Genomic DNA, 20,802 nt, shown 5'->3' on the forward strand with positions numbered 1-20,802 from the left:
TCGATATGTCGTGCGACGCATTAACCTCACAGCACCATCACGGTTGCACGCTAGTGGCCCTCCGGTGGGGAGCCGGGGGAAAGACCGTGCTCTGACTGAGGGGGAAAAATGAGGGGACAGGCGAACCGGCGTGCCATCAGACGTGTGCGGGCCGGCCTGAGTGCGGCGGTCGTGGTCTGCGCTGTCACGGCAGTGCTGCCGGGAACAGCCTCGGCCGCTCCCGTGACCGTCGCGGGCGTCGCGGGCGACAGTGGAGCCGGCGTCGAGCGGATCAGTGTCGCGAGCGACGGCACCCAGGGCGACGGCGACTCCACCGGCGGCACGATCACGACCGACGGCCGGCGTATCGCCTTCTCGTCGTTGGCGCAGAACCTCACCCCCGACAACCCGGGGACATCGCAGAGAGTTTTCGTCCGCGACCGGCGGACGAGCCAGACCACGCTCATGCGCACCCTCACCCCGCCGATCCAGCGCCCGGTGATCAGCGGTGACGGGCAATACGTGGCCCTGTATGGGCTGTTGTTCAGAGACACGAAGTCCTTCCTGTCCCAGGTGAGCTCGGGAAGCACGATCGGCATCAACTGCTCGGGCCTCAGCTGCAGCCAGCCGTCGCTGAGCGCGGACGGCCGCTACCTCGCCCAGGTCGCCACGTCAGGGCGACCGGCGACCCGGCAGCTCATCGAGGTTCGGGACTGGCAGGCCGACACCACGCAGACCGTCGCCGAGTTCGGCCACACCGCCACGTCCCGGCCGTCCATCAGCGGCGACGGCCGTTTCGTCGCCTACCAGGACGGCAAGGCGGAGGACGTCTTCGTGTGGGACCGGACCGACGACACCTCCTTCGGTCCGATCGAGGGTCCGTCCACGGCGGCGACGGTCGTCCAGATCAGCAAGGACGGCAGCAAGGTCGTGTACCTCTCGGGCTCCGACACATACGTCTTCGACGAGCGCGCGGAGAGCGCCCAACTGGTGCCGAACGTACGGGGCGTGGCCATCGATCCCACCGGCCGCTATCTGCTCTACGCCCCGAACGACACGACCGGACCGTCGCTGATCCTGCGCGACCTACGGACGGGCACGGACGAGATCGTCTCGAACCAGCCCGCCACGGCCGGCACCGACGCGGTCAGCGCCGATGGGCGCGACGTGGTCTTCCAGTCCGCGGCCGACGACATCGTGCCCGGCGACACCAACGGCAAGTCGGACGTCTTCGTCCGCCGCTTCTACTGATCGCTCACCCCTCACTGGGCAGTGAATCCTTCGGCGGCCGAAAATGGCTGACCGAAGGGTTGTTCTCGGGGAATTCCCCGAGGATCGGATCAGGGGTGCCTCGGGGAACTTCCCGATAGGCGCGGTGATCTTGCACTGACACGCTCGGCCCATGACGAACTCACGTAACTCCAAAGCTCGTTGGGCTCTCACCACGGCAGCGGGTGCGGCGCTCGTCGCGGTGCTCGCGGGGTCGGGCCCGGCCGTGGCGGCCCAGGGGCCGGACCGTACGGAGGCGGCCTCGACGGCGCACCTTCATGAGCCCCTGGACCGGCCCGCACTGCTGGCCGCGCTCGCCGGGTTGCCGGACCGCACCGTGTCCGGCGGGCTGATCCGGCTGACCGGCCGCGACGGACGGTTCACCAAGATCGCCGGGCCGTCCGTACCGCGTGCGGACGCGCACTTCAGGATCGGCAGCATGACCAAGCTCTTCACCTCGACCGTGGTTCTGCAGCTGGTCGCGGAGGGACGCTTCACCCTGGACGACACGGTGCAGGAGCTCGCGCCGGGGCTGATCCCGGCACGCTACCGCCCCATCACCATGGGCCAGTTGCTCAGCCACACCAGCGGTCTGCCCCAGCCCGAATGTGCCGTCGAGGGCGCGCCGGAGAAGGTGGTCGCCGCGGCACTGTCGTGCGGCAGCCAGTGGGAGCCGGGGACCGTCAGCCAGTACAACGGCATCAACTACTTCATCGCCGGCCTGGTCATCGAGAAGGTCACCGGCAACACGTACGGGGACGAGGTACGCGGCCGCATCCTGCGTCCGCTCGGGCTGCGGCACACCTTCGTACCCGCTGCGGGAGACCGCTCGATGCCGCAGCCGCACACTCGGGCCGCGATGGTGCGACCGGGCTCGGACGAGCTGACGGACACGTCCGAGGCCGATCCGTGGCCCTGGGCTGAGGGTGGAATGATCTCCAACGCCCCGGACCTGGAACGCTTCATCAAGGCCCTGTACTCCGGCCGGCTGCTGCCGCGCGCCCAGCAGAAGCAGCTGTTCACCGTCCCGGAAGTCGCCCATGTCAACGGCGCCGTCTTCACGCTGGGTGGCGTCCAGCGGACCGAGCTGCCGGACGGCACGGTCGTCTGGGGCAAGACCGGCTCGTACTCCGGCTACACCGGCGGGGTCTTCGCGACCCGCGATCTGCGCCGCGTGCTCGTCTACTCGCTCAATCCGACGGGGCGGGCACCGGAGCTGCCCTATGTCATGCGGATCGCTCAGGCCGCGTTCTGACCGGGCGGGTTCCGGCGGGCCATGGCGAGACCGGTCGTCGACCTCGTCGCGGGCCGAGACCATGCACACGGGCAGCGCGTCCGACCCAGCGCGCGCTCACCGTCCTCGGCCTCGACACCGCTGTCGTGGGAGTTGTCGATCTGATCGGTGACGACACCAACCCAATGCAGGGTGGCGCTCAGCGAATGCCGTTCTTGACCAGCTGGCTCAGCAGAGCGTCCACCAGTGGAGGCTTCACGCCCAGCGCCAGGAACACCAGGGGCCTGAGTCCGTGCCGTGCGATCCCGACTCGGTGGAAGGTCATGAAGACCGACGCGCCGCTGAGCCGGTTGAGCTCGGTCACCTCGCTCCACGCCACCGCGTCCTGCACGCCGCCGAACAAGTTGGTGACGACCAGGCCGTCCGTGTAGAGGTAGCACCGCCTGAGTCCGAACCTGGCGGACATACGACGCCATGCCAGCATGAGGCCGAACAGGACGAGTACCACCGCTGTCATGACGGCGCCCTTGGTGAACGCCGCCGGGGGCGTGATGGCCACCAGGCAGACGATGATGACGACGTACAGCACCAAGCCGACCCGCCGCGCCATCTGCGCCAGGCCGCCTGCCACGCCCGCGACGGGATAACTGCCGAGCTTCGCGCCGAGGCCGAGGCCGTCCATGCCCTGCCGCATGATGAATCGTCTCCTCCGGAACATTCAATGGGCGGAGAGGGAGTCCCCGCCGTTTCACACAGCACCACGCCGGTCACGGTCGGGGCGGCGCCGTGTCCGCATGATGAGTTGAGCGAGCAGACGGGTGCGGGGGACCATCTGTACGACCTTGACGTGCTCGGTGTTCGCGTGGGCGCCACCGCCCACGGCGCCCAGGCCGTCCAGCGTCGGACAGCCCGCAGCCGCGGTGTAGTTGCCGTCCGAGGCACCGCCGACGGCCATCCCCCGCAGCGGTTCCTGGCCCAGTTCCGCGGCGAGTTGGGAGGCGAGGGCGAACAGTGGGGCGGATGACTCCGGCTCCATGGGCGGCCGTTGGCTGCCGCCCAGCACCTCCAGCCGGATGCCGGGCACCCGCGGCGTGAGCCCCCGCATGAGGGCGTCGATCCGCTCCTGCGCCGCCGAGGTCGGCACCCGCACGTCCACCGACACCCGCGCCAGCGCGGGCACCGTGTTGCGTGCACTGCCGGCCGACAGCAGGGTGGGCGTGACGGTCGCGGAGCCCAGGACGGATTCCGTGCCGCCGACGGCACCCATCGCGGCGCCGAGACCGGCGATGGACAGCACCTGGTGGGCGGCCTCGATCGCGGCGTTGATGCCCTTCTGCGGTTCCTGACCCGCGTGCGCCGCCCTGCCATGCAGGACGACCTCGTACCGCGAGGTGCCCTTGCGGGCGGTCTTGAGCGCGCCCTCGGCGTCCGCGGACGCTTCCAGGACAAAGGCGGCCGCGCACCCTCGCACGGATTCCTCGATCAGTTCCCGGGAGGTCGCCGAGCCGACCTCCTCGTCCCCGTTGACCAAGATGCCCACCCCGTCCGGGACGGGAGCGAGGCCAGGGCATGGAACATCTGCACCAGGCCCGCCTTCATGTCCAGGACCCCGGGGCCGCGGGCGATCCCGTCGGCCACCGACCAGGGGTGGCTCTTGATCGAGCCCATGGGCCACACCGTGTCGTGGTGTCCTATCAGCCAGACCCGCGGAGTGCCGAACGTCCACCGCAGATGGGTCACACCGTCGATCACCATCGTCTCCGGCCGGGCCCCCAGCAGCCTGCTCCCGAGCGCGCCCACCACCTCGGCGCTTCGCGCCACCGCCGCATGGTCGGCCGAGAAGGACTCGCAGCGCACGAGTTCCGCCAGATCGGCCAGCATCGCCGGCAGTAGGACAGGGGCCCCCCGGGTCATCGGTCCCGCCCCATGCCAACTCCCTGTCGTGCTCCGCGTGGTGACAGCACATTTCCCCCTCGGGCTTCGTGGAGCAGCGATGCGGCGGGGCCGTTCTCCCTGCGAAGCCCTCGCCGTGTGAACGACGTTAGGGCGGGCCAAGGCATTCCACCAGCGACTGGATTGCATGGGACCCATGCACCTGGAGAATGGGTCGTGGGAAGATGGCCGATGCCGATGCCGATGCCGATGCCCGGAGGATCGTGAAGGGGGCGGGACATGTTCGAGGTCGACGCGCTTCGGCTGCTGGTGGCCGTGGCAGAGACCGGATCGTTCACCAAGGCGGCGGTCCGGCTCAACTACACGCAATCCGCGGTATCCCGGCGGATCGCCGCGCTGGAACAGCAGGCGGGCGGACCGTTGTTCGCGCGGCTCCCGCGGGGTGTACGGCTCAATCCCGCCGGCCATACGCTGCACCGGCACGCCATGGACGTGCTCGACCGGCTGGCGCGGGCGGAGCGGGAGTTGGCCGTGCTGCACGCGGGGAGCGGCGGACTGCTGCACACAGGAGCCTTCGCCACCGCCAACATCTCGCTGGTGCCCACCGCTCTGCGGGCGCTCCAGCACGCCAGGCCGGATGTCGAGGTCATCGCGGTCGAGGGTCCGACCGCCACGCTGATGGAGCGTCTCGCGGACGGGGCGCTGGACCTTGCTGTCGTCAGTGACTACCCGTCCGGTCTGCCGTCGCCCGACGGTGTCACGACGACCGTGCTGTGCGAGGACGAACTGTTCGTGGCTCTCCCGCGCGCGCACCGCCTGGCCGGAGCCTCAACGGTCGACCTGTGTGAACTGCACGACGAGGCATGGCTGCACAGCGCGTTCGGCGAACGTCCCACGATGCTCGCCGATGCCTGCGCACGTGCGGGCTTCACCCCCAGGAAGATCATCCGGATCGCGGAGTGGACCGGGAAGTTCGGCTACGTGGCCGCCGGACTGGGGGTGGCGCTGGTTCCCTCGCTGGCCGCCCGGGCGGTCCCCGACGAACTCGTCCTGTGCCGCCTCACCGACCCGGCCCTGCGCCGGACCGTCCATGTGGCGCTGCCCGCAGCCCCGTTGCCCGCGGCACTGATACTGCGGGATCTGCTGCACGACGCCGTCGACTGAACCAAGGGAGGCAGGCTGCTGCGGCCTGCCTCGCGGCAAAGCCCTTTCGCCGCCGGCATCGAGGGCCGATGTCACGCGTCGGAGTGGACCTCCAAGGTGGACAGCTGGCCTGCGGGCCAGCCGGTGTTGGCGGTGAACTGCAGCCGCAAGTAGCGGGCGGTGGGGGCCGGCAGGGACAGTGTCACGGTGTTGCCCTTCGCCGGGTCGAAGGTGTGGCCGGCGGACGCGAGCAGTGTGGTGAAGTCGCTGCCGTTCGTGCTGCCGAGCACCGCCAGGGTCTGGGTGCGCGTGGCCCAGGCCGGGTCGGGCGGCAGGGACAGTACGAGGCGGCGGATCGGCGACGCGGCGCCGAGGTCGACCTGCAACCACTGCGGGAAGGCGTTGTTCACGCTCTCCCAGTACGTTCTGGCGTCACCGTCCACCACGTTGCCCGGCGCATAGCCCTGGGTGTGCCCGGAGGCGGTCGCCGGCTTGTGCAGGGCGAGGTCGCCCGGCTGGGGGTTGCCCCCGTCGGGCATCGGGAGCGTCGGACGCTTGTCGGTGAGCGGCAGTTGGCCCTTCAGCATCCGGCTGCCATCGCCGGTGAGCCGCAGGTAGTAGTCCGCGGAGCAGGCGGTGCCGTCCTCGTCCAGGCCGAGGAAGCCAGAATTCGTGGGGACGTAGGCCGTGCTCTCCGCCGTCTTTGCGATCTGGTTGCCCTCGTTGTACTCGTCGAACATGGAGATGTAGATGCCCTGCGCGCCTACGCGGACCATGTTGTAGAACTGCCGCCACATGAAGTCGCCGTGGACGCGCTGGCGCGACTGGACGTCGCCCGGCAGCACGCACGGCTGGTAGTCGATGCCGTGGCCGTTGCACTCGGCCTGGTCGGGGGTGTTGACGTTGGCGTAGAAGCGGTCGGTGTCCGCGATGTTGCCGATCCGGCCCACCATCCACGGCGAGAGCATGTCGAACGCGTGGTAGACGTCGAGGTAGCCGACGCGGGAGTCCTCCGTGCCGGTGCGCCAGTGGGTGGGTACGCCGCCCATCACGTAACAGCCCTGGGATTTGAACCAGTTGACGACCTCAAGGCAGTCGGCGGCCGGCCAGGTCTTGTCGGGTTCGTTGAAGCCGAAGCCCCAGATGCCGACGACGGGCTTGCCGTTCTGGACGGCGTAGGCGGAGGACACGGTGTGGGCGCGCATCTTGTTCGTCCAGTCGGCCGGCAGCTCGGTGCGCATGTTCGCCCAGCCGGTGGCGTCGTACATGATGTAGAACTTCCGGCCGTGGCTCTCGGCCGCGCTGCGCACCTTGGCGGCCATGGCGTCGCGGGTCGGGCCCTCGGAGCTGTTGGGGTTGAAGCGCTGGAGTGCGGCGGTGTCGATGGCGTTGTCCTGCAGCCACTTGAAGTGGGTGTCGACCGCCTGCTGGTCGTACGAGGAGAAGAGGGTCGCGGGCGAGCCGTTGCCCAGATTCGCGTACGCCGTCGGATAGCCGTGGTCGTAGTCGCGCATGTCGGGCCAGCTGCGGATGGCGTTGTTCGACGGGGAGGGCGGCTGGCCCCAGTTGCCGCTCCAGTGCCACCAGCCGTCGATCGGCGCTGCGTCGCCCTGGCAGGCGAACCATCCCTGGTAGCCGACGGTGATCTTCCCGACGACGTCCCCGGGCGCAGACGCGGCCACCGCACGGCCCGCCATGGGCAGACCCGCGGCGGCGACCGCGCCGCCGGCGAGTACGGACCTGATGACGGAGCGCCTCGACAGGGGCATGGGGTCCTCACCTTCAGCAGGGTCGGGTGCATGACAACTTTGCGAGTCCGCGACGAATGTTTCAAGTGAGTGGAGCGAAAAATATCGACTGGGAAGCTCAAAAACGGCACACAGCTGGCCCCTACCTCCCAGCACCTCTCCACATGGGGGTTCCTGAACCACGTCGCTCTGTCGCACGATGCGGCGCGTCGGGCGACAGTGCCCGCGCCCCAGGAGGTGTGCACGCCGTGCAGCGATTGATCCGGAGCCAGTCGTCGATCCCCGCCCCGCGGCCGGAGGCCGAGCAGGGTCACGCCCGCGACGCGGTCCCAACGGTGGCCGATGGGCAGGGCGTTGATCCTCCGCGGCGTGAGGCTGGTGTCCGATGCGCTGAGCAGCGTCTTGAGGCTGTCGGCCCAGCCGTCGAACTCGGTGAGCACCGCCGCCGCCGCTGCTTCGGTGTCGGTGAAGTCGATGCTGTCGAGCCAGTCCGCTGCCGCCCGCAGGGCGGCGTAGATGTGCAGGCTGCCGTCGGTCTGGTGATGCGCGAAGAAGCCCTTGCCCTCGGCGAGCGCGAAGAGCGCACCACCTCCGACGACGGCCAGGCTGTCGGGATGACGCGTCGCAGCATCGAGGAGGTTGGCTTCGATGAAGGAGATGCCGGTGTAGGCGGGCCAGGCATCCGAGACGAGCGGACGGATGCGGGACCAGGCTCCGTCGGCGCCCACGAGCAGGTCAGTGGTGTGGATGCTGCCGTCCGCGAAGGTGACCTCGTGCCGGCCGTCACCCAGTGGCCGTGCGGCCGTGACCTTGTGACTCCAGCGGACGGTGGACTCGGGCAGCGAGTCGAGCAGGAGATCACGCAGTTGGCCGCGGTCGACCTCGGGACGGCCTCCGGTGCCGTCGTCGGCCTCTTCCCAGTGCACGGTGGCGTACTTGTCGAGTACGCGGGTGGCCTCGCCGCCGGAATGGACCAGGGAACGGAAGCCGTCGTAGAGACCGGCGGCGCGCAGGGCCGGTTGGCCGTTGTGTTCGTGGATGTCGAGCATGCCGCCCTGGGTCCGGGCGTGCCGGTCCGCCTCCAGGTCGAAGACGGTGGCTTCGATGCCGTTGATGTGCAGGACGCGGGCCAGGGTCAGGCCGCCGAGTCCGGCGCCGACGATGGCGATGGGGTGATGGGTGTTCATGGTGGCTCCTGGTGCGTCGGGATGAGCCGGCGTCGGGTCCCGGCAGCGTGCGTGCCGGGAATCGGTGCGGTGGAAGACGTGGACCGTCGCCCGCTGGTCAGGCCTGCTTGGCCGGTTCAGCCTTGGGCCGCGGTGCGCTGCCCGGCTTGCCGCGCAGGGGGACTTCCTTGATGTACAGCGCGGCGACGAAGGCGGCCGCGGCGCAGAGTGCGCCGACCAGGAAGATCTGCTGGGTGCCGTGGGAGGCGGCCTGGAGATAGGCGTCCTTGGCCGACTGGGACATGCCGGGTGTGGCCGCACCCCCGCCCTCGGCCGGAGCACTCCCCTCATGCCCCTGGATGGCGCGGGTGAACAGGGAGCCGAAGACGGCGACACCGAGGGAGCCGCCCAGGCTGCGGAAAAGGCTGGTGGCCGCGGACGCGGCGCCCATGTCGCGCAGCTCGACGGCGTTCTGGGCGATGGTGTTGGCCATTTGGATGGTGAAGCCGGTTCCGATACCGACCAGGACCATGTAGGCACTGGTCGTGAAGCGGGACGTGGTGACGTCCATGGTGGACAGCAGACCCATGCCGACGGCGAGCGAGGCGGCACCCACGACGGGAAACATCTTGTACTTGCCGGTCTTCGCCATCACCTTGCCCGCAGTCATCGAGGCGACCACGGTTCCCGCCATCATCGGCAGCAGCAACAAGCCGGAGTTGGAGGCTGACGCGCCCTGCACGGTCTGCTGGTACAACGGCAGGTACAGCGTGCCGCCGAACATGGCCACACCGGCAACAGTGAGCAGCACGGCGGAGATCGGGAAGTTGCGGTGCCCGGTGAAGATCCGCGGCGGCAGCAGCGGTTCGGCGGCCCGACGCTGCGAGGCGATGAAGGCCACGAGCAGCACCACGGCGGCAGCGGCAAGGCTCAGAATCTGCCAGGATCCCCAGGCGTACGTGCTGCCCGCCCAGGTCGCGGCCAGCACCACGGTGCTGATCATCGCGGTCATGAGGGTGATGCCGAGCCAGTCGATGACGACCTTGCCACGGCGGGCGGCCGGCACGTGCAGCAGCATCCCGCACCACACCAGGCAGATCAGGCCGATGGGTACGTTGACGTAGAAGGCCCAACGCCAGCCCAGGTGGCCGGTGATGAACCCGCCCACCAGCGGGCCGCCGATGCTGCCGACGGCTTGAATGATCGCCACCATGCCCTGGTACTTGCCGCGCTCGCGGGGCGGCAGCAGCACACCGATCAGGGCGAACGCGCCCGCCATCAGGCCGCCGGCACCTATGCCCTGCAGAGCCCGGAAGGCGATCAGCTCGCCCATCGAGGAGGCCTGGCCGGACAGCACCGAGCCGATCATGAACACCACGATCGAGCCCAGGAACATGTGCTTGCGGTTGAACAGATCGCCGAGCTTGCCCCACACCGGAGTGGAACAGGCAGTGGTCAGCGTGTAGGCGGTGACCACCCAGGACATGTGGTCGATCCCGCCGATGTCCGCGACAACCGTGGGCATCGCGGTGCCGACGATGAGGCCGTCCAGCATGGACAGCAGCATCGCCAGCAGGATGCCGAACAGGACCCAGCGGATGTTCTTCGGGACGACCGGCGTGGTGTCGGCCGCCGGTGCGATGGAAGCGGACATGGCGATCACCTCGTTCAGGAGTGGGGATGACTCCACCATAACGAACATGTTCGTCACGAACACGTTCTACGCAGATCGACGGGCAGCAATCGATGCGATGCGAGGTGCTCGGCGAAGCGTCAGGGACACCGGAGGTGAAGCCGCGGTTCTTGAGCAGGCCGGCGAGCAGCAGGGGGTCGGCGGCGGCCCGGCGACGGCAGAATGCGCCGACCACGAGACGGCTCACGGCCAGGGCTGTACGGGCCAGGGCTGTACGGGCCAGGGCTGTACGGGCCAAGGCCGCCGTGCCGGCATCCGTCAGGAAGTGGCGCGTGGCGTATGCAGGATGCCGTTGAGGAGCATGCGGGTCCGCCACATCTGGCGTTCCTGCGGCGTCCCCGACAGCAGCTCGGCAGCCATCGCGGCGACATGGGGCACCTTTGCCGAGGGTGCGTTGGCCACCGCGGCGGCTGCGTTCGACTCCTGCGCGGAGTCGGACGAGTCGTCTCGGCCTGCATGCTCGGCCGCGCTGGCTGTGGCGACCTGGAGCAGGACGTCCACACCCCACGCCGCCTGGTCGTCCGGCACGCCGCCCTGACCGAGCAAGGTCAGCAGCGCCTCCAGCAGATTCAGGTAGTTGGGACCTGAAGGCCGGGCGACCACCGCCGACTGAGCGAGGCTCGGGTGCTGGAAGAGCAGATGACTGTACGAGGCCAGTACGGCAGCGATCCGCTCCCGCCAGTCCCCGTCCGCAGCGGCGGGCCTCAGGTCGACCTCGCCCAGCAGTTCGTCGAGGATCGCTGCGTGCAGTTCGGCGGTGTTGGCAACGTAGACGTACAGCGAGGCCGGACCCGTATCGAGCTCCTGGGCCAGCCGTCGCATCGTCACCCGCTGCAGCCCCTCGGCACGCATGACGCGGACCGCAGTCGCGATGATCCCGTCACGGGTCAGCGCCGGCTTGGCCGGACGTTCACGACGGCTCACGGGCTGAGGGCGGGAGGTCATGACACGAGCCTACCGAACATGTTCGGTGCCACATGGTTCCGGCTTCACGGCGTTCCTGTGGAGCGAACGTCCTGCCCTCACCGAGGCCACGGCGAAACTGCCCGGCCGGACTGCCGGCCAACACCAACCGCTGAACCCGGACCGCGCCCCGGCACAGCGGCACGCTCACCGCAGGCCACACGGCGCACCTCGACCGGTCATCAAGCAGCGACGGGCAGTCCTGGGCTTCGGCAGGCCCGGTGCTCGGTGTCGACCGCGAACACCTCGCAACCCTCCCGCGCGGCGGCCCACTCGACGCCCTCCGTGCCCATCGCGAACGCCGCCGTCGCCGCCGCGTCCGCCCCGGTCAGCGTCGGGGCCACGACAGTCATGCTCAGCAGGCCGGTCGCCGGGCGGCCGGTGCGTCCGTCGACTAGGTGGTCCCCGCGTTCGTACCGTGCGGACGTCGCCACCGCGCCGTCGGTGATCTCCAGGACCGTGCACAGCCGGTCGGCCTGTTCGGGATGGCGCACGCCGACTCGCCAGGGGCCGCCCGCAGAGACCACGTGGCCGCCGGCGTTGAGGCAGAAGTTCGCCGGCCCTCGCGCCGCCAGCAGGTCCGCGGCCCGCTGCACCGACCAGCCCTTCACCATTGCGCAGGGATCGAGGCCGCTGCCCGGCAGCCGCACCTGAAAGACACCGTGCGTCGCGATCCGGCAGACCTCGCACAGGTCGAGGACCTCGACCAGATCCGGGGTGAGTTCGTGTGGATCCAGCTCGCCCCGGTCGAGGCGGGACACCTCGCTGTCGGCCTTGAACGGGCTGAACCGCTCGTCGACCTCGCGCAGCCAGCCGAACACCGCGTCCGCGGCCGCCTCCGGGGCGTCCGGGGCCGCGGCACACCGCCGCTGCCACGATCTGACGACGGGCTCACCCTGAGCCTCCTGAGGGCCCAAGCCGATGTGCGTAGAACTTCTGCGTGCTGTTCTGCATGGTCCGGTCGCCTCAAGCCGACTTGACTTGCCTGCACGAGACGGGCGCGCAGTCCGTCCCTCCACGTCAGGAGTGATCATGACGGCAATCAGGAACATCGTGCTCGTACACGGCGGCTTCGTGGACGGATCGGGCTGGCAGGGCGTCCACGAGCAACTCACCGCTGACGGCTACCGGGTGGCCGTCGTACAGAACCCGACCCTGTCGCTGGCCGGTGACGTCGCAGCCACCCATCAGGTCCTCGACGGCCTCGACGGCCCGGCCGTTCTGGTCGGCCATTCCTACGGCGGCGTCGTCATCACCGAAGCCGGCAACCACCCGAATGTCGCCGCACTCGCCTACATCGCCGCGTTCGCCCCCGACAAGGGCGAGTCGGTCAGCTCCCTGATCGCCGACCCGCCGCCCGGAGCACCGGTTCCGCCGATCCTGCCGCCCCAGGGCGGCTTCCTGTTCCTGGACCGGGACAAGTTCGCGGAATCGTTCGCCGCCGACGTGCCTGCGGCGCAGGCCGCGTTCATGGCCGACGCCCAGGTCCCGTGGGGCGTCGACGCGCTGGACGGCACGGTCTCCGAACCGGCCTGGCGGACCAAGCCCTCCTGGTACCTGGTCGCCACCGACGACCGGATGATCCCGCCGCCCGCCCAGCGGGCCATGTCCGAGCGGACCGGCGCGACCGTCACCGAAACCCCCGGAAGCCACGCCGTCTACGTCTCCCGTCCTGCCGTCGTGGCCACCGTGATCGCCCAGGCCGCCGAGAGCACGAGCGACGGCTCCTGAGACTGCCCGAACCTGCCCGGGCGCGCGTGCGTCCGGGCAGGCCCTCGCCTCGTCACTGCCCGCGCTGCGTTCGCCCGTCGCAGAGTTCAGCACGTGCCGCGGGGCGAGGCGTGATCGGCCAGTGCCGTCGCCCGCTTCTGGGCAACCCGCCCCGCAGGTTCCCAAGGTTCCCAGAAGCGGGCACGTGGCTCAGGTGCCGCAGTTGCCCGTGGTCGGCTGGTCGGCGAACCGCTGGCCGAGCCACTCGAGCGCCGGGCCGTTGCCCTGAATCGCTGTTCCCACATGGGACTGACCGGCGAACGACTTCCACTCCACGGAGAGTCCCTTGGCGCACCAGTCGGCGCGCAGCTTCTGCCCGACCGTGTAGGGGATCGTCTCGTCCGCGTCGCCGTGGTACAGGTACACCGGCGCCGACGGCCGCTTGGTCCCGATCAGCTGCTTGGCTATGGCCCGCTGCCAGTCCGGCCGATCCAGCGGATTGGACGTCGTCACGTCCTCGATCTTCTTGCCGCGCCCTGCCTCCAGAACCGTACCGATGCACTCGCTGCGGACGACCTGGGCGAGCCTGCGGCCCTCCTTGTTGAGATAGGAGCGGAGCTTGAGGGCCGGGTTGGCGGCGTTCTGCCCGACGGCGGACATCAGCAGATAGCCGGCACTGTCCCCGCCCTCGAGCGACTTGGCGACCGCGGCTAGATCGGCGGGCACACCGCCGCTCGCCGTGCCCTTGAGGTTCAGTTCGGGGGCGTACGTCCCGGCCATTTCCGCGGCCTTCGCGCTGGCGCCGCCGCCTTGCGAGTAGCCCATGATGCCGACGGGTGCCTTCGCGCTCACTCCGTACTTCGCGGCCCCCGGGTGGCGTTGGGCCGCGCGGGCCGCGTCGAGCACGGCGCTGCCCTGCGCCTTGGCGACCATGTAGGTGTGGTCGCCCGGTGTGCCGAGACCTTCGTAGTCCGTGACGACGACGGCGTAGCCCCGTACCAACGCGGCATTGACGAGCGGCGCCTCTGCCGTTGTCCCACCCGGGAATCCGGCGGACGGCGCGCACTTGTCGCCCAGGCCGACGGTTCCGACGGCGTACGTGATCAGGGGCCGGGCGGTGGTCCTGCCGTCGTCGGGGACTATCACGGTGCCGGAGACGGCGTTGGGGCGCCCGTTGGCGGAGGTCGAACGGTAAGTGATCTTCCAGGCCTTGGTGGGGGTGGGCTGCCCCGGCGTGTACTGGAACGAAGAGGGCTTTGATCTGAGGATCTGGCCCGGGGCGGTCTTCTTGCCCGGCTTCCATTTTCCGGGGCCGTGGTGCTTGCTCTGCGGCTGATTCGCGGTGGCGGTGGCGTTTCCGGTGGCCTGCGCGGCGGCGGATCCCGGTAGCCCGAGTACGGCAACCGCGAGAACTGCACCCGCGGCAATCGGTCGTCTGCGTAACGCTGGTGTCATGCGGCTCTCCCAAATCTCCGACAACCATGAGGAGTTGGCAGCACCGTACTGACCCGTCAGTAATACGGCCATAGGCGTGCCGCAGTCCGCATCCGTCGACTCCGAGGCCCCAAGCGCCCTCACCACCCGCGCTGTCACCCAATGGGCCCGTGCCCATTCCATCCGCAGCCGACGGAGGGCGCCTTCCCAACGGGCGGGCTAAGGTGCACCGGTGAAGCGGATCTTGGTAGTGGGTGTCACCGGTTCAGGCAAGTCGACACTCGCCCGCGCCCTGAGCAACCGTCTGGGCCTGACTTACCACGAGATGGACGCGTTGTACTTCGACGGCCCCGGCTGGTCCGTCAACAGCGAGTTGGTGGACGACGTATCAAGGCTCACTGCCGGGTCTGGCTGGATCATCGACTCCCTCGGCTCTCCGGAAGTCCGTGACCTGCTGTGGGACCGGGCCGACACCGTCATTTGGCTGGACTACCCCAAACGCGTCGTCATGCCCCGCGTTCTGCGCCGGTCCGTCCGGCGCACCGTCACACGCGAGGTCCTCTTCGGCGGCAACAGGGAAACCTGGACGGGCTGGCTGAGCCGGGAGCACCCGGCCTGGTGGTCCTGGTCGCAACACGGAACCCGCCGCCGCGAAGTCGCGCACCGTACCCGCGATCCCCGCTTCGCCCCGCTCGACACCCTGCGCTTCGGCCATCCCCGGGACACGGAGGCCTGGCTGTCATCCCTGTAGGCCGGCGGGCCGGGTAACTGGATCGTCGATCGCTGAGCCAGCGGTCTCGCGCCGGTGCCGGAGCGGCGGGGAGTCGTGGCAGGGCGGCAGGCAATGCCCGCCGCCTTGCCACGAACCCAGGAAGCCCGATCTTCAAGCCGGTTGTAGTTCCTACGAGTTCAGCGGGCGTCGACCGTCTCGACTGCCTCGGTCTCGTCGACCGGCGCGGGCGCGGGGCTCTCGGTGCTCCGCGGGCCGCGCAGGGCGACGTAGACGAACAGCGCGCCCATCACGGCGACGCCTGCCCACATCGCCTGCTGCCAGCCGTCGACGAAGGACTGCTGGGCCGCATCGACGATCTGCTGCGCGTGCGCGCCGGTGCTGCCCGAGACCTCGACGGCGTTGGCAATGCCTTCGTGTGCGGTGTCGGCGGCCCCTTGCGGAACGCCGTGCAGCCGGTCGTCGATGGCGCTGCGGTAGCCGGCGGACAGGAGCGCACCCAGCAGGGCGACGCCCAGTGCGGTGCCGAACTCGCGGGTGACGTCGTTGAGTGCGGAGGCGACGCCCTGCTTCTCGCGCGGCAGCGAGCTGGTGATGGCCTCGGTGGACGGCGTCATCGACAGGCCCATGCCGATGCCCATGGCGAGCATGCCGGGCAGGATGGTCAGGTAGCCGCCCTTCACGGTGACGAACAGCGCCATCAGCGCCAGACCCGCACCGGCCAGCGCGATTCCGGTGGCCATCGTCGAGCGGGAGCCGACGCGGGCGGCCATCTTGGGAGCCAGACCGGAGGCCAGCATCATCATGACGGCCATCGGCATCATCGCCACCGTGGACAGCAGTCCCGACCAGCCGAGCACGGCCTGGAAGAACGGGAACAGGACCACGGCGATGCCCGCCTGGACACCGAAGACGACCAGCAGCGTGACCGAGCCGCCAGCCAGACCGCGCTCCCGGAACAGGCGTACGTCCAGCAGGGAGGCATCGCGGCGGTGCAGCTCCCAGACCACGAAGCCGATGCCGGCGATGAGGCCGACGGCGAGGCTGATCAGCGTCGCGGGGGCGGTCCAGCCGCGTTCGGGGCCTTCCTGCAGGACGAAGATGAGGCCGATGACGGCGACGGTGGAGACCAGTGCGCCAACGGTGTCGAAGGAATGGGCGGACCGCTCACGGGAGTTGGGCACCGACTTCAGCGTCATGCCCAGAGCCACCAGGACCAGGGCCACCGGCAGCACGAACAGCCAGCGCCAGTCCGCGACATCGACGAGCAGTGCGGACAGGAACATGCCCAGGATGCCGCCGCCTCCGGCGACTGCGGTCCATACCCCGATCGCCTTGCCGCGCTGTTCCTCGGGGAAGGTGGAGGTGATGACGGCAAGGGTGATCGGCATGATCATTGCCGCGCCGATCCCGCCGGCGACACGAGCCGCGATCATGACCTCGGCGGTCGGGGCCAGGCCCGCCACCACGTTGGCGACGCCGAAGATGCCCAACCCGGCGACCAGCATGGGCTTGCGGCCCAGGCGGTCACCGATCGCGCCGAGCGGCAGCAGCAGGGCGGCCAGGGCCAGGGTGTAGATGTTGATGATCCACAGAACCGTGTTCTGCGAGGCCCCGAACTCGACGGCCATGTGGGTCTGGGCGACGTTCAGTCCGGACACCGACGCGATGACGGCCATCAGCGCGATGGACACGGCGGTCAGGATCGTACGCAGCTGACGCGCGTCCGGTGCGCCGCCCTCGCCGTGCGCCTCGGGGGCGGCGGGCTGGTTCGTACTCATGAAGTTCCTCTCAAAAGGGCATGGCGGAATAGCGCGACGGCGGACCGTGTCCGGACGCCGGGATACGAAGGGAAGGAGGAGCGGCGGTGCGTGCCGCGGAGGTCAGGCGGTCGCGGTGCCTTGCCGGGCGGCGGCGAGGGCCGCGTCGGTGTCGGCCGTGGCCAGCTGGGCGTTGATGTGGGCACCGGCCAGGGCGCCCGCCGCGGCGGAGGCGCCCACTTGGGCGCTCAGGTCGGTGGCGTTGCCGGCCACCCACACGCCGGGTACGTCGGTGGTGCCGGCCGTGCCGGAGGCGAAGTGGCGGCCCATGTCGTCGGGCAGGTCCTGCAGCGGAAGCTTCAGCCCCTCCAGGCCCTCGGTGCGGGCCTGCATCCGGGTGGCGACCGCGAGGACGCGGCGGGCCACGAACTCGCCGCCGGTCAGGCGCACTCCGGCGATACCGCCGTCGTCGGCCTGCACGACCTCGTCGGCGGGGGTGTCGACGACGCGGATGTTCCGGGCGGCGAAGCGCGCGCGGGTGTCCTCGTCGAGGGCGGTGGCGCGGGTGAAGTAGACGAGGTCGTCGGTCAACTGGCGGAACAGCAGCGCGTGGTGGACGGAGGCGGGGCCGGTGGCGAGGACGCCGATCGGCTCGTCGCGTACCTCCCAGCCGTGGCAGTACGGGCAGTGCACGACGCCGTGTCCCCAGTGCTGCGCGAGTCCGGGCACGTCGGGCAGCACGTCCCGCAGCCCGGTGGCCACCAGTACCCGGCGTGCCGTGAGGGTCCGGCCGTCGGCCAGGGTGAGGGCGAACCGCAGGTCCCCGTCCTCCGACGGTGCGGCGGGCTCGGCCGAGGCAACCTCGCCGAACACGATCCGGCCGCCGTACTGGCGCACCTGCTCCCGCCCGCGCCGGAGGATCTCGGTGGGTGGCGTACCGTCCAGCACGAGGAAGCCGTGCATGGCGTCGGCCGGAGCGTTGCGGGGCGTGCCGCTGTCGATCACGACCACGGAGCGTCGGGAGCGGGCGAGCATCAGCGCGCCGTTCAGCCCCGCGGCGCCGCCGCCGATCACCACAGCGTCGACCGTCTCAGCAGGCAGTGCGTCACTCGCGTACGGGAAAGTCGTCTCAGACATGTCCTCGCGCCCTTTCTGGCGTGCGCGGTCCCAGCCGATCCGGGCCACCTGCCTTCGACGTTAGGCCCGACTTGCACTGAAGGCATAGCATGTTGCCTATGACGCAAGAAGATGGTGCGCTGGACAGCCTCGTACGCAAACGGATCCGCGCGCTGCGGGTCGCGCAGGGCTGGTCACTGGAGGAACTGGCCACCCGCGCCAACCTCAGCCAGTCCTCGCTGAGCCGCATCGAGAACGGTCAGCGCCGCCTCGCCCTTGACCAGCTCGTCACCCTCGCGCGCGCCCTGGACACCACCCTCGACCAGCTCGTCGAGAACGCCGCCGACGACGTCATCATCAGCCCCATGATCGACAGTGCCCACGGGCTGATGCGCTGGCCGATCAAGGGCGAACCCGGCATGAGCGTCGTACGGCAGCGGATGACAGAACCGCCACCGGACAACCCCGCCCGCATGCGCGCCCACCCGGGCCGGGAATGGCTCGTCGTACTGTCCGGCACCGCGATCCTGATGCTGGGCCACCGCCGTTTTCGCGTCGAGACCAACCAGGCCGCGGAGTTCCCGACGATGCTGCCGCACGCCATCGGCGCGGAGGGCGGCCCCTGCGAGATCATCGGCATCTTCGACCGCGACGCCCGCCGCGGACATCGCGAGACCGGCGATCAGCGAGAGAACACCGACGGCGACGCGCAGGACACCGGCACATAGCGACACCGGCCCCGGCAGCCCGCTCACCAGGGGGGATCTTGCGCGCCCGGCAGCACACAACGCCATCGCCTTGCGCATCTCGCAAGAAGGTGTGCTCAACGCGCAAGAGGTGCTTACGGTGGCGGCATGACCCCAGCACACACCCCCCACCAGGGCCACCACGAGCACGGCCACCACCAGCAGCACGGCGCCGACCACGGCCAGGCGGAGATCCTCGACCTCGACGCGGAAGTCCTCGCCGGGCACATCGCCGCCATCACCGAGTGGCTGCCCCTGAAGACCGGCCCGCGCCAGATCGTCGACCTGGCCTCCGGCACCGGAGCGGGCACCTTCGCCCTCCTCGACCGCTTCCCCGAGGCGCACGTCATCGCCGTCGACGCCTCGCCCGGACACCTGCAACGGCTGCGGGAGAAGGCGAGCGCCCGCGGCGTGGACGACCGGGTACGCACCCTGCAGGCCGACCTCGACGACGCCACCTGGCCCGACCTCGGCGCGCCCGACCTCGTGTGGGCGTCGGCGTCCATGCACCACATGGCCGACCCCGACCACGCACTGCGCACCGTCCACGAACTGCTCGCTCCCGGCGGCCTGTTCGCCGTCGTCGAACTGGCCGGCCTCCCCCGCTTCCTGCCCGAGAACGCCCCCGAGGACCGGCCCGGCCTGGAAGAGCGCGCCCACGCCGCGACCGACCGTTTCCACGCCGAGCACGTACCCCACCGCGGCGCCGACTGGGGCCCGATGCTGAGCGCCGCCGGATTCACCGTCGAAGGCGAACTCACCGTCGCAGTCAACCTCGAGGGGTCCCGCGACGAGGCGATCGGCCGCTACGCCCTGAGCGCACTGCAGCGCGTCCGCGGCGCCGCCGCCGACGCGCTCTCGGCGCAAGACCTCGCCGCGCTCGACCAACTCCTCGACACCCACAGCCCGCACAGCATCCTGCGCCGCCCTGACCTCGCGGTACGCACGGAGCGCACCGTCTGGGCGGCGCGCCGCGACTGACGTGTCTTCCGGGGCGACACCGGCGGCACGCCTGCCGAGGGTCTGCAACCTCGACGCGTTCGCGGTGCGCGGTCATCGTCGGGCAGCTCGCGGCAGCCGGCCGGCGACACGTGGCAGGCCCCTGAGGACCAGTCGGCTACTTGTTGGCGAGTCGGGCCTTCTTGGCCTTGTTGCCGCAGGTGTTCACTGAGCACCAGCGGCGGTTTGCGCCGCGGCTGGTGTCGAAGAAGAGGCCGGCGCAGTCGGAGCCTTCGCATGCTTTGATCCGGCCGCGGTCGTAGCCTCCGACTACGTGGACGGCGTCGGCGGCGAGCACGCCGAGCGCGTCCGGTACTGGAGCTTCCCCCGCGTTAGGAACAGTTGGAGTGTCTCAGCAGGGGTTCTGTCTCAGGAGATGCCGATCCCGTGAGGCCCGTGAGTGAAGTCGCGACGACAACGTGGAGGGCACTGCTTACCCCGACGCCTGCCGACGGGACTCTCTCACCCAGCGCGCATAGGGCTTGATCATCGCGTATTGCTGGAATGCATCCAGTCCGGCCGATATGTCCATGTTCCACGAGCTGATGTAATGCGCGTTCGCGATGCTCGGGCGTTCCCGACGCACGTCGTCCAAACGGTCCAGCACGGACCAGGACGTCTCGTCCAGTTGGGCGAGGAACTGCCAGAACAGCGTGCTCCCCGCCGCCTTCTCCAACTGCCTGGCGACACGTCTGTCCTCACCCTCCATCGACTCCAGGTGGAAGAGCACAAGGACCGGCAGGCGGGAGGCTCCATACTCTTTCCGCAGCGCCTCCATCGCGCCGGCGACACTGCCGCCTTCGAACAATCCGTACTCCCGCACCGAACGGGCCAGCGGATTGCCGTCCACCCGGGAGTCGTCGAATACAGGCTTCTTCGCCAAGACCGCCCAGTCTGCGATCCACCTCCCGAGGGAGCCTCTCTGGATCGCTGGGAGGCGGTGACAGTCAGCCCCGTAGATCCAGACATCCGGCGGGCTCGAGTCCAGAGCTTCTGCGATGCGCACAGCTCGACGCACCGTTCGCCGGATTCGCTCCCCCTCGAAGGGGGCCCGGCTGTCCCCGGACAACACCAAGACGACCTTGGACTCCCCCTTCCTCAGTCCACTCACCCGAGCCGCCAAGCGCATCGTCATCCCCACCCCCAGAAGCTAGCTCCTCAGCCGGCCTCAACAGCAGTAGACCCGCAAACCCGCGAGCTCTCGTGACTCGCCGTCAAC

At 69.8% G+C, this 20,802-nt stretch carries 17 protein-coding genes and 2 pseudogenes; 7 read left to right on the forward strand and 12 right to left on the reverse strand.

Features of this window, described 5'->3' with window-relative positions; all coding sequences use genetic code 11:
* Window positions 1-144: 144 nt before the first annotated feature.
* Both OG430_RS02435 and OG430_RS02440 read left to right on the forward strand, forming a co-directional pair.
* On the forward strand, window positions 145-1,230 hold the full coding sequence (locus OG430_RS02435; protein ID WP_327350686.1) for a hypothetical protein: 1,086 nt from the start codon (window positions 145-147) through the stop codon (window positions 1,228-1,230).
* A gap of 151 nt (window positions 1,231-1,381) precedes the next feature.
* Window positions 1,382-2,503 (forward strand): serine hydrolase domain-containing protein, encoded by a 1,122-nt coding sequence (locus OG430_RS02440; RefSeq protein WP_327350687.1) that lies wholly within the window; start codon window positions 1,382-1,384, stop codon window positions 2,501-2,503.
* Between the two features lie 178 nt (window positions 2,504-2,681).
* Here the strand turns inward: OG430_RS02440 and OG430_RS02445 are convergent, their stop codons facing one another.
* Complete coding sequence (locus tag OG430_RS02445; protein WP_327350688.1) at window positions 2,682-3,176, reverse strand: hypothetical protein; 495 nt, start codon at window positions 3,174-3,176, stop codon at window positions 2,682-2,684.
* Window positions 3,177-3,230: 54 nt separating this feature from the next.
* Window positions 3,231-4,363 (reverse strand): annotated as a pseudogene (locus tag OG430_RS02450) (M20 family metallopeptidase).
* A 291-nt stretch (window positions 4,364-4,654) separates the two neighbouring features.
* On the opposite strand from OG430_RS02450, the gene OG430_RS02455 reads away from it, so the two are divergent.
* Window positions 4,655-5,539 (forward strand): LysR family transcriptional regulator, encoded by an 885-nt coding sequence (locus tag OG430_RS02455; protein ID WP_327350689.1) that lies wholly within the window; start codon window positions 4,655-4,657, stop codon window positions 5,537-5,539.
* 71 nt (window positions 5,540-5,610) lie between these two features.
* On the opposite strand, the gene OG430_RS02460 is transcribed toward OG430_RS02455, so the two are convergent.
* The 5 genes and pseudogenes from OG430_RS02460 to OG430_RS02480 all read right to left on the reverse strand — a co-directional run bounded on the left by OG430_RS02460 (window position 5,611) and on the right by OG430_RS02480 (window position 12,005).
* Entirely contained in the window at window positions 5,611-7,287 is a 1,677-nt protein-coding gene (locus OG430_RS02460; protein ID WP_327350690.1) for a discoidin domain-containing protein, read from the reverse strand.
* A gap of 278 nt (window positions 7,288-7,565) precedes the next feature.
* Window positions 7,566-8,453, reverse strand: a pseudogene (locus tag OG430_RS02465) (FAD-dependent oxidoreductase); the annotation flags it as partial.
* Between the two features lie 97 nt (window positions 8,454-8,550).
* Window positions 8,551-10,086 carry an MDR family MFS transporter gene (locus OG430_RS02470; RefSeq protein WP_327350691.1) on the reverse strand — a complete coding sequence of 512 codons (1,536 nt, stop codon included), beginning with the start codon at window positions 10,084-10,086 and terminating at the stop codon, window positions 8,551-8,553.
* Between the two features lie 297 nt (window positions 10,087-10,383).
* Complete coding sequence (locus OG430_RS02475; protein WP_327350692.1) at window positions 10,384-11,070, reverse strand: TetR/AcrR family transcriptional regulator; 687 nt, start codon at window positions 11,068-11,070, stop codon at window positions 10,384-10,386.
* 200 nt (window positions 11,071-11,270) lie between these two features.
* On the reverse strand, window positions 11,271-12,005 hold the full coding sequence (locus tag OG430_RS02480) for an FAD:protein FMN transferase (RefSeq protein WP_327350693.1): 735 nt from the start codon (window positions 12,003-12,005) through the stop codon (window positions 11,271-11,273).
* Between the two features lie 115 nt (window positions 12,006-12,120).
* Between OG430_RS02480 and OG430_RS02485 the strand changes: the two genes are divergently transcribed.
* Window positions 12,121-12,819 carry an alpha/beta fold hydrolase gene (locus OG430_RS02485; protein WP_327350694.1) on the forward strand — a complete coding sequence of 233 codons (699 nt, stop codon included), beginning with the start codon at window positions 12,121-12,123 and terminating at the stop codon, window positions 12,817-12,819.
* Window positions 12,820-13,008: 189 nt separating this feature from the next.
* Here OG430_RS02485 and OG430_RS02490 read toward each other — a convergent pair whose 3' ends face one another.
* On the reverse strand, window positions 13,009-14,253 hold the full coding sequence (locus tag OG430_RS02490) for a lipase family protein (RefSeq protein ID WP_327350695.1): 1,245 nt from the start codon (window positions 14,251-14,253) through the stop codon (window positions 13,009-13,011).
* 211 nt (window positions 14,254-14,464) lie between these two features.
* On the opposite strand from OG430_RS02490, the gene OG430_RS02495 reads away from it, so the two are divergent.
* A complete protein-coding gene (locus tag OG430_RS02495) occupies window positions 14,465-14,983 on the forward strand; it encodes an AAA family ATPase (RefSeq protein WP_327350696.1) in 519 nt (172 codons plus the stop codon).
* Between the two features lie 158 nt (window positions 14,984-15,141).
* Here OG430_RS02495 and OG430_RS02500 read toward each other — a convergent pair whose 3' ends face one another.
* A complete protein-coding gene (locus tag OG430_RS02500) occupies window positions 15,142-16,743 on the reverse strand; it encodes an MFS transporter (RefSeq protein WP_327350697.1) in 1,602 nt (533 codons plus the stop codon).
* Between the two features lie 102 nt (window positions 16,744-16,845).
* Entirely contained in the window at window positions 16,846-17,859 is a 1,014-nt protein-coding gene (locus OG430_RS02505; RefSeq protein WP_327350698.1) for an NAD(P)/FAD-dependent oxidoreductase, read from the reverse strand.
* A gap of 98 nt (window positions 17,860-17,957) precedes the next feature.
* Between OG430_RS02505 and OG430_RS02510 the strand changes: the two genes are divergently transcribed.
* Window positions 17,958-18,566: an XRE family transcriptional regulator gene (locus tag OG430_RS02510; protein ID WP_327350699.1), complete on the forward strand. Its 609-nt coding sequence runs from the start codon at window positions 17,958-17,960 to the stop codon at window positions 18,564-18,566.
* Between the two features lie 126 nt (window positions 18,567-18,692).
* Window positions 18,693-19,565, forward strand: coding sequence for a methyltransferase domain-containing protein (locus tag OG430_RS02515; RefSeq protein WP_327350700.1), 873 nt, complete (start codon window positions 18,693-18,695; stop codon window positions 19,563-19,565).
* Between the two features lie 136 nt (window positions 19,566-19,701).
* Here OG430_RS02515 and OG430_RS02520 read toward each other — a convergent pair whose 3' ends face one another.
* Window positions 19,702-19,881, reverse strand: coding sequence for a CGNR zinc finger domain-containing protein (locus OG430_RS02520; protein WP_327350701.1), 180 nt, complete (start codon window positions 19,879-19,881; stop codon window positions 19,702-19,704).
* Between the two features lie 135 nt (window positions 19,882-20,016).
* Entirely contained in the window at window positions 20,017-20,718 is a 702-nt protein-coding gene (locus tag OG430_RS02525; RefSeq protein ID WP_327358945.1) for a VWA domain-containing protein, read from the reverse strand.
* Between the last annotated feature and the right edge of the window lie 84 nt (window positions 20,719-20,802).

Source organism: Streptomyces sp. NBC_01304 (assembly GCF_035975855.1).
Taxonomy (GTDB): Bacteria; Actinomycetota; Actinomycetes; order Streptomycetales; family Streptomycetaceae; genus Streptomyces.

Excerpts from the sequence above, each read along its gene's own strand:
- OG430_RS02440 (WP_327350687.1), top strand. The coding sequence starts at position 1,382 with ATGACGAACTCACGTAACTCCAAAGCTCGTTGGGCTCTCACCACGGCA.
- OG430_RS02445 (WP_327350688.1), bottom strand. The coding sequence starts at position 3,176 with ATGCGGCAGGGCATGGACGGCCTCGGCCTCGGCGCGAAGCTCGGCAGT.
- OG430_RS02455 (WP_327350689.1), top strand. The coding sequence starts at position 4,655 with ATGTTCGAGGTCGACGCGCTTCGGCTGCTGGTGGCCGTGGCAGAGACC.
- OG430_RS02460 (WP_327350690.1), bottom strand. The coding sequence starts at position 7,287 with ATGCCCCTGTCGAGGCGCTCCGTCATCAGGTCCGTACTCGCCGGCGGC.
- OG430_RS02470 (WP_327350691.1), bottom strand. The coding sequence starts at position 10,086 with ATGTCCGCTTCCATCGCACCGGCGGCCGACACCACGCCGGTCGTCCCG.
- OG430_RS02475 (WP_327350692.1), bottom strand. The coding sequence starts at position 11,070 with ATGACCTCCCGCCCTCAGCCCGTGAGCCGTCGTGAACGTCCGGCCAAG.
- OG430_RS02485 (WP_327350694.1), top strand. The coding sequence starts at position 12,121 with ATGACGGCAATCAGGAACATCGTGCTCGTACACGGCGGCTTCGTGGAC.
- OG430_RS02490 (WP_327350695.1), bottom strand. The coding sequence starts at position 14,253 with ATGACACCAGCGTTACGCAGACGACCGATTGCCGCGGGTGCAGTTCTC.
- OG430_RS02500 (WP_327350697.1), bottom strand. The coding sequence starts at position 16,743 with ATGAGTACGAACCAGCCCGCCGCCCCCGAGGCGCACGGCGAGGGCGGC.
- OG430_RS02505 (WP_327350698.1), bottom strand. The coding sequence starts at position 17,859 with ATGTCTGAGACGACTTTCCCGTACGCGAGTGACGCACTGCCTGCTGAG.
- OG430_RS02510 (WP_327350699.1), top strand. The coding sequence starts at position 17,958 with ATGACGCAAGAAGATGGTGCGCTGGACAGCCTCGTACGCAAACGGATC.
- OG430_RS02515 (WP_327350700.1), top strand. The coding sequence starts at position 18,693 with ATGACCCCAGCACACACCCCCCACCAGGGCCACCACGAGCACGGCCAC.
- OG430_RS02525 (WP_327358945.1), bottom strand. The coding sequence starts at position 20,718 with ATGACGATGCGCTTGGCGGCTCGGGTGAGTGGACTGAGGAAGGGGGAG.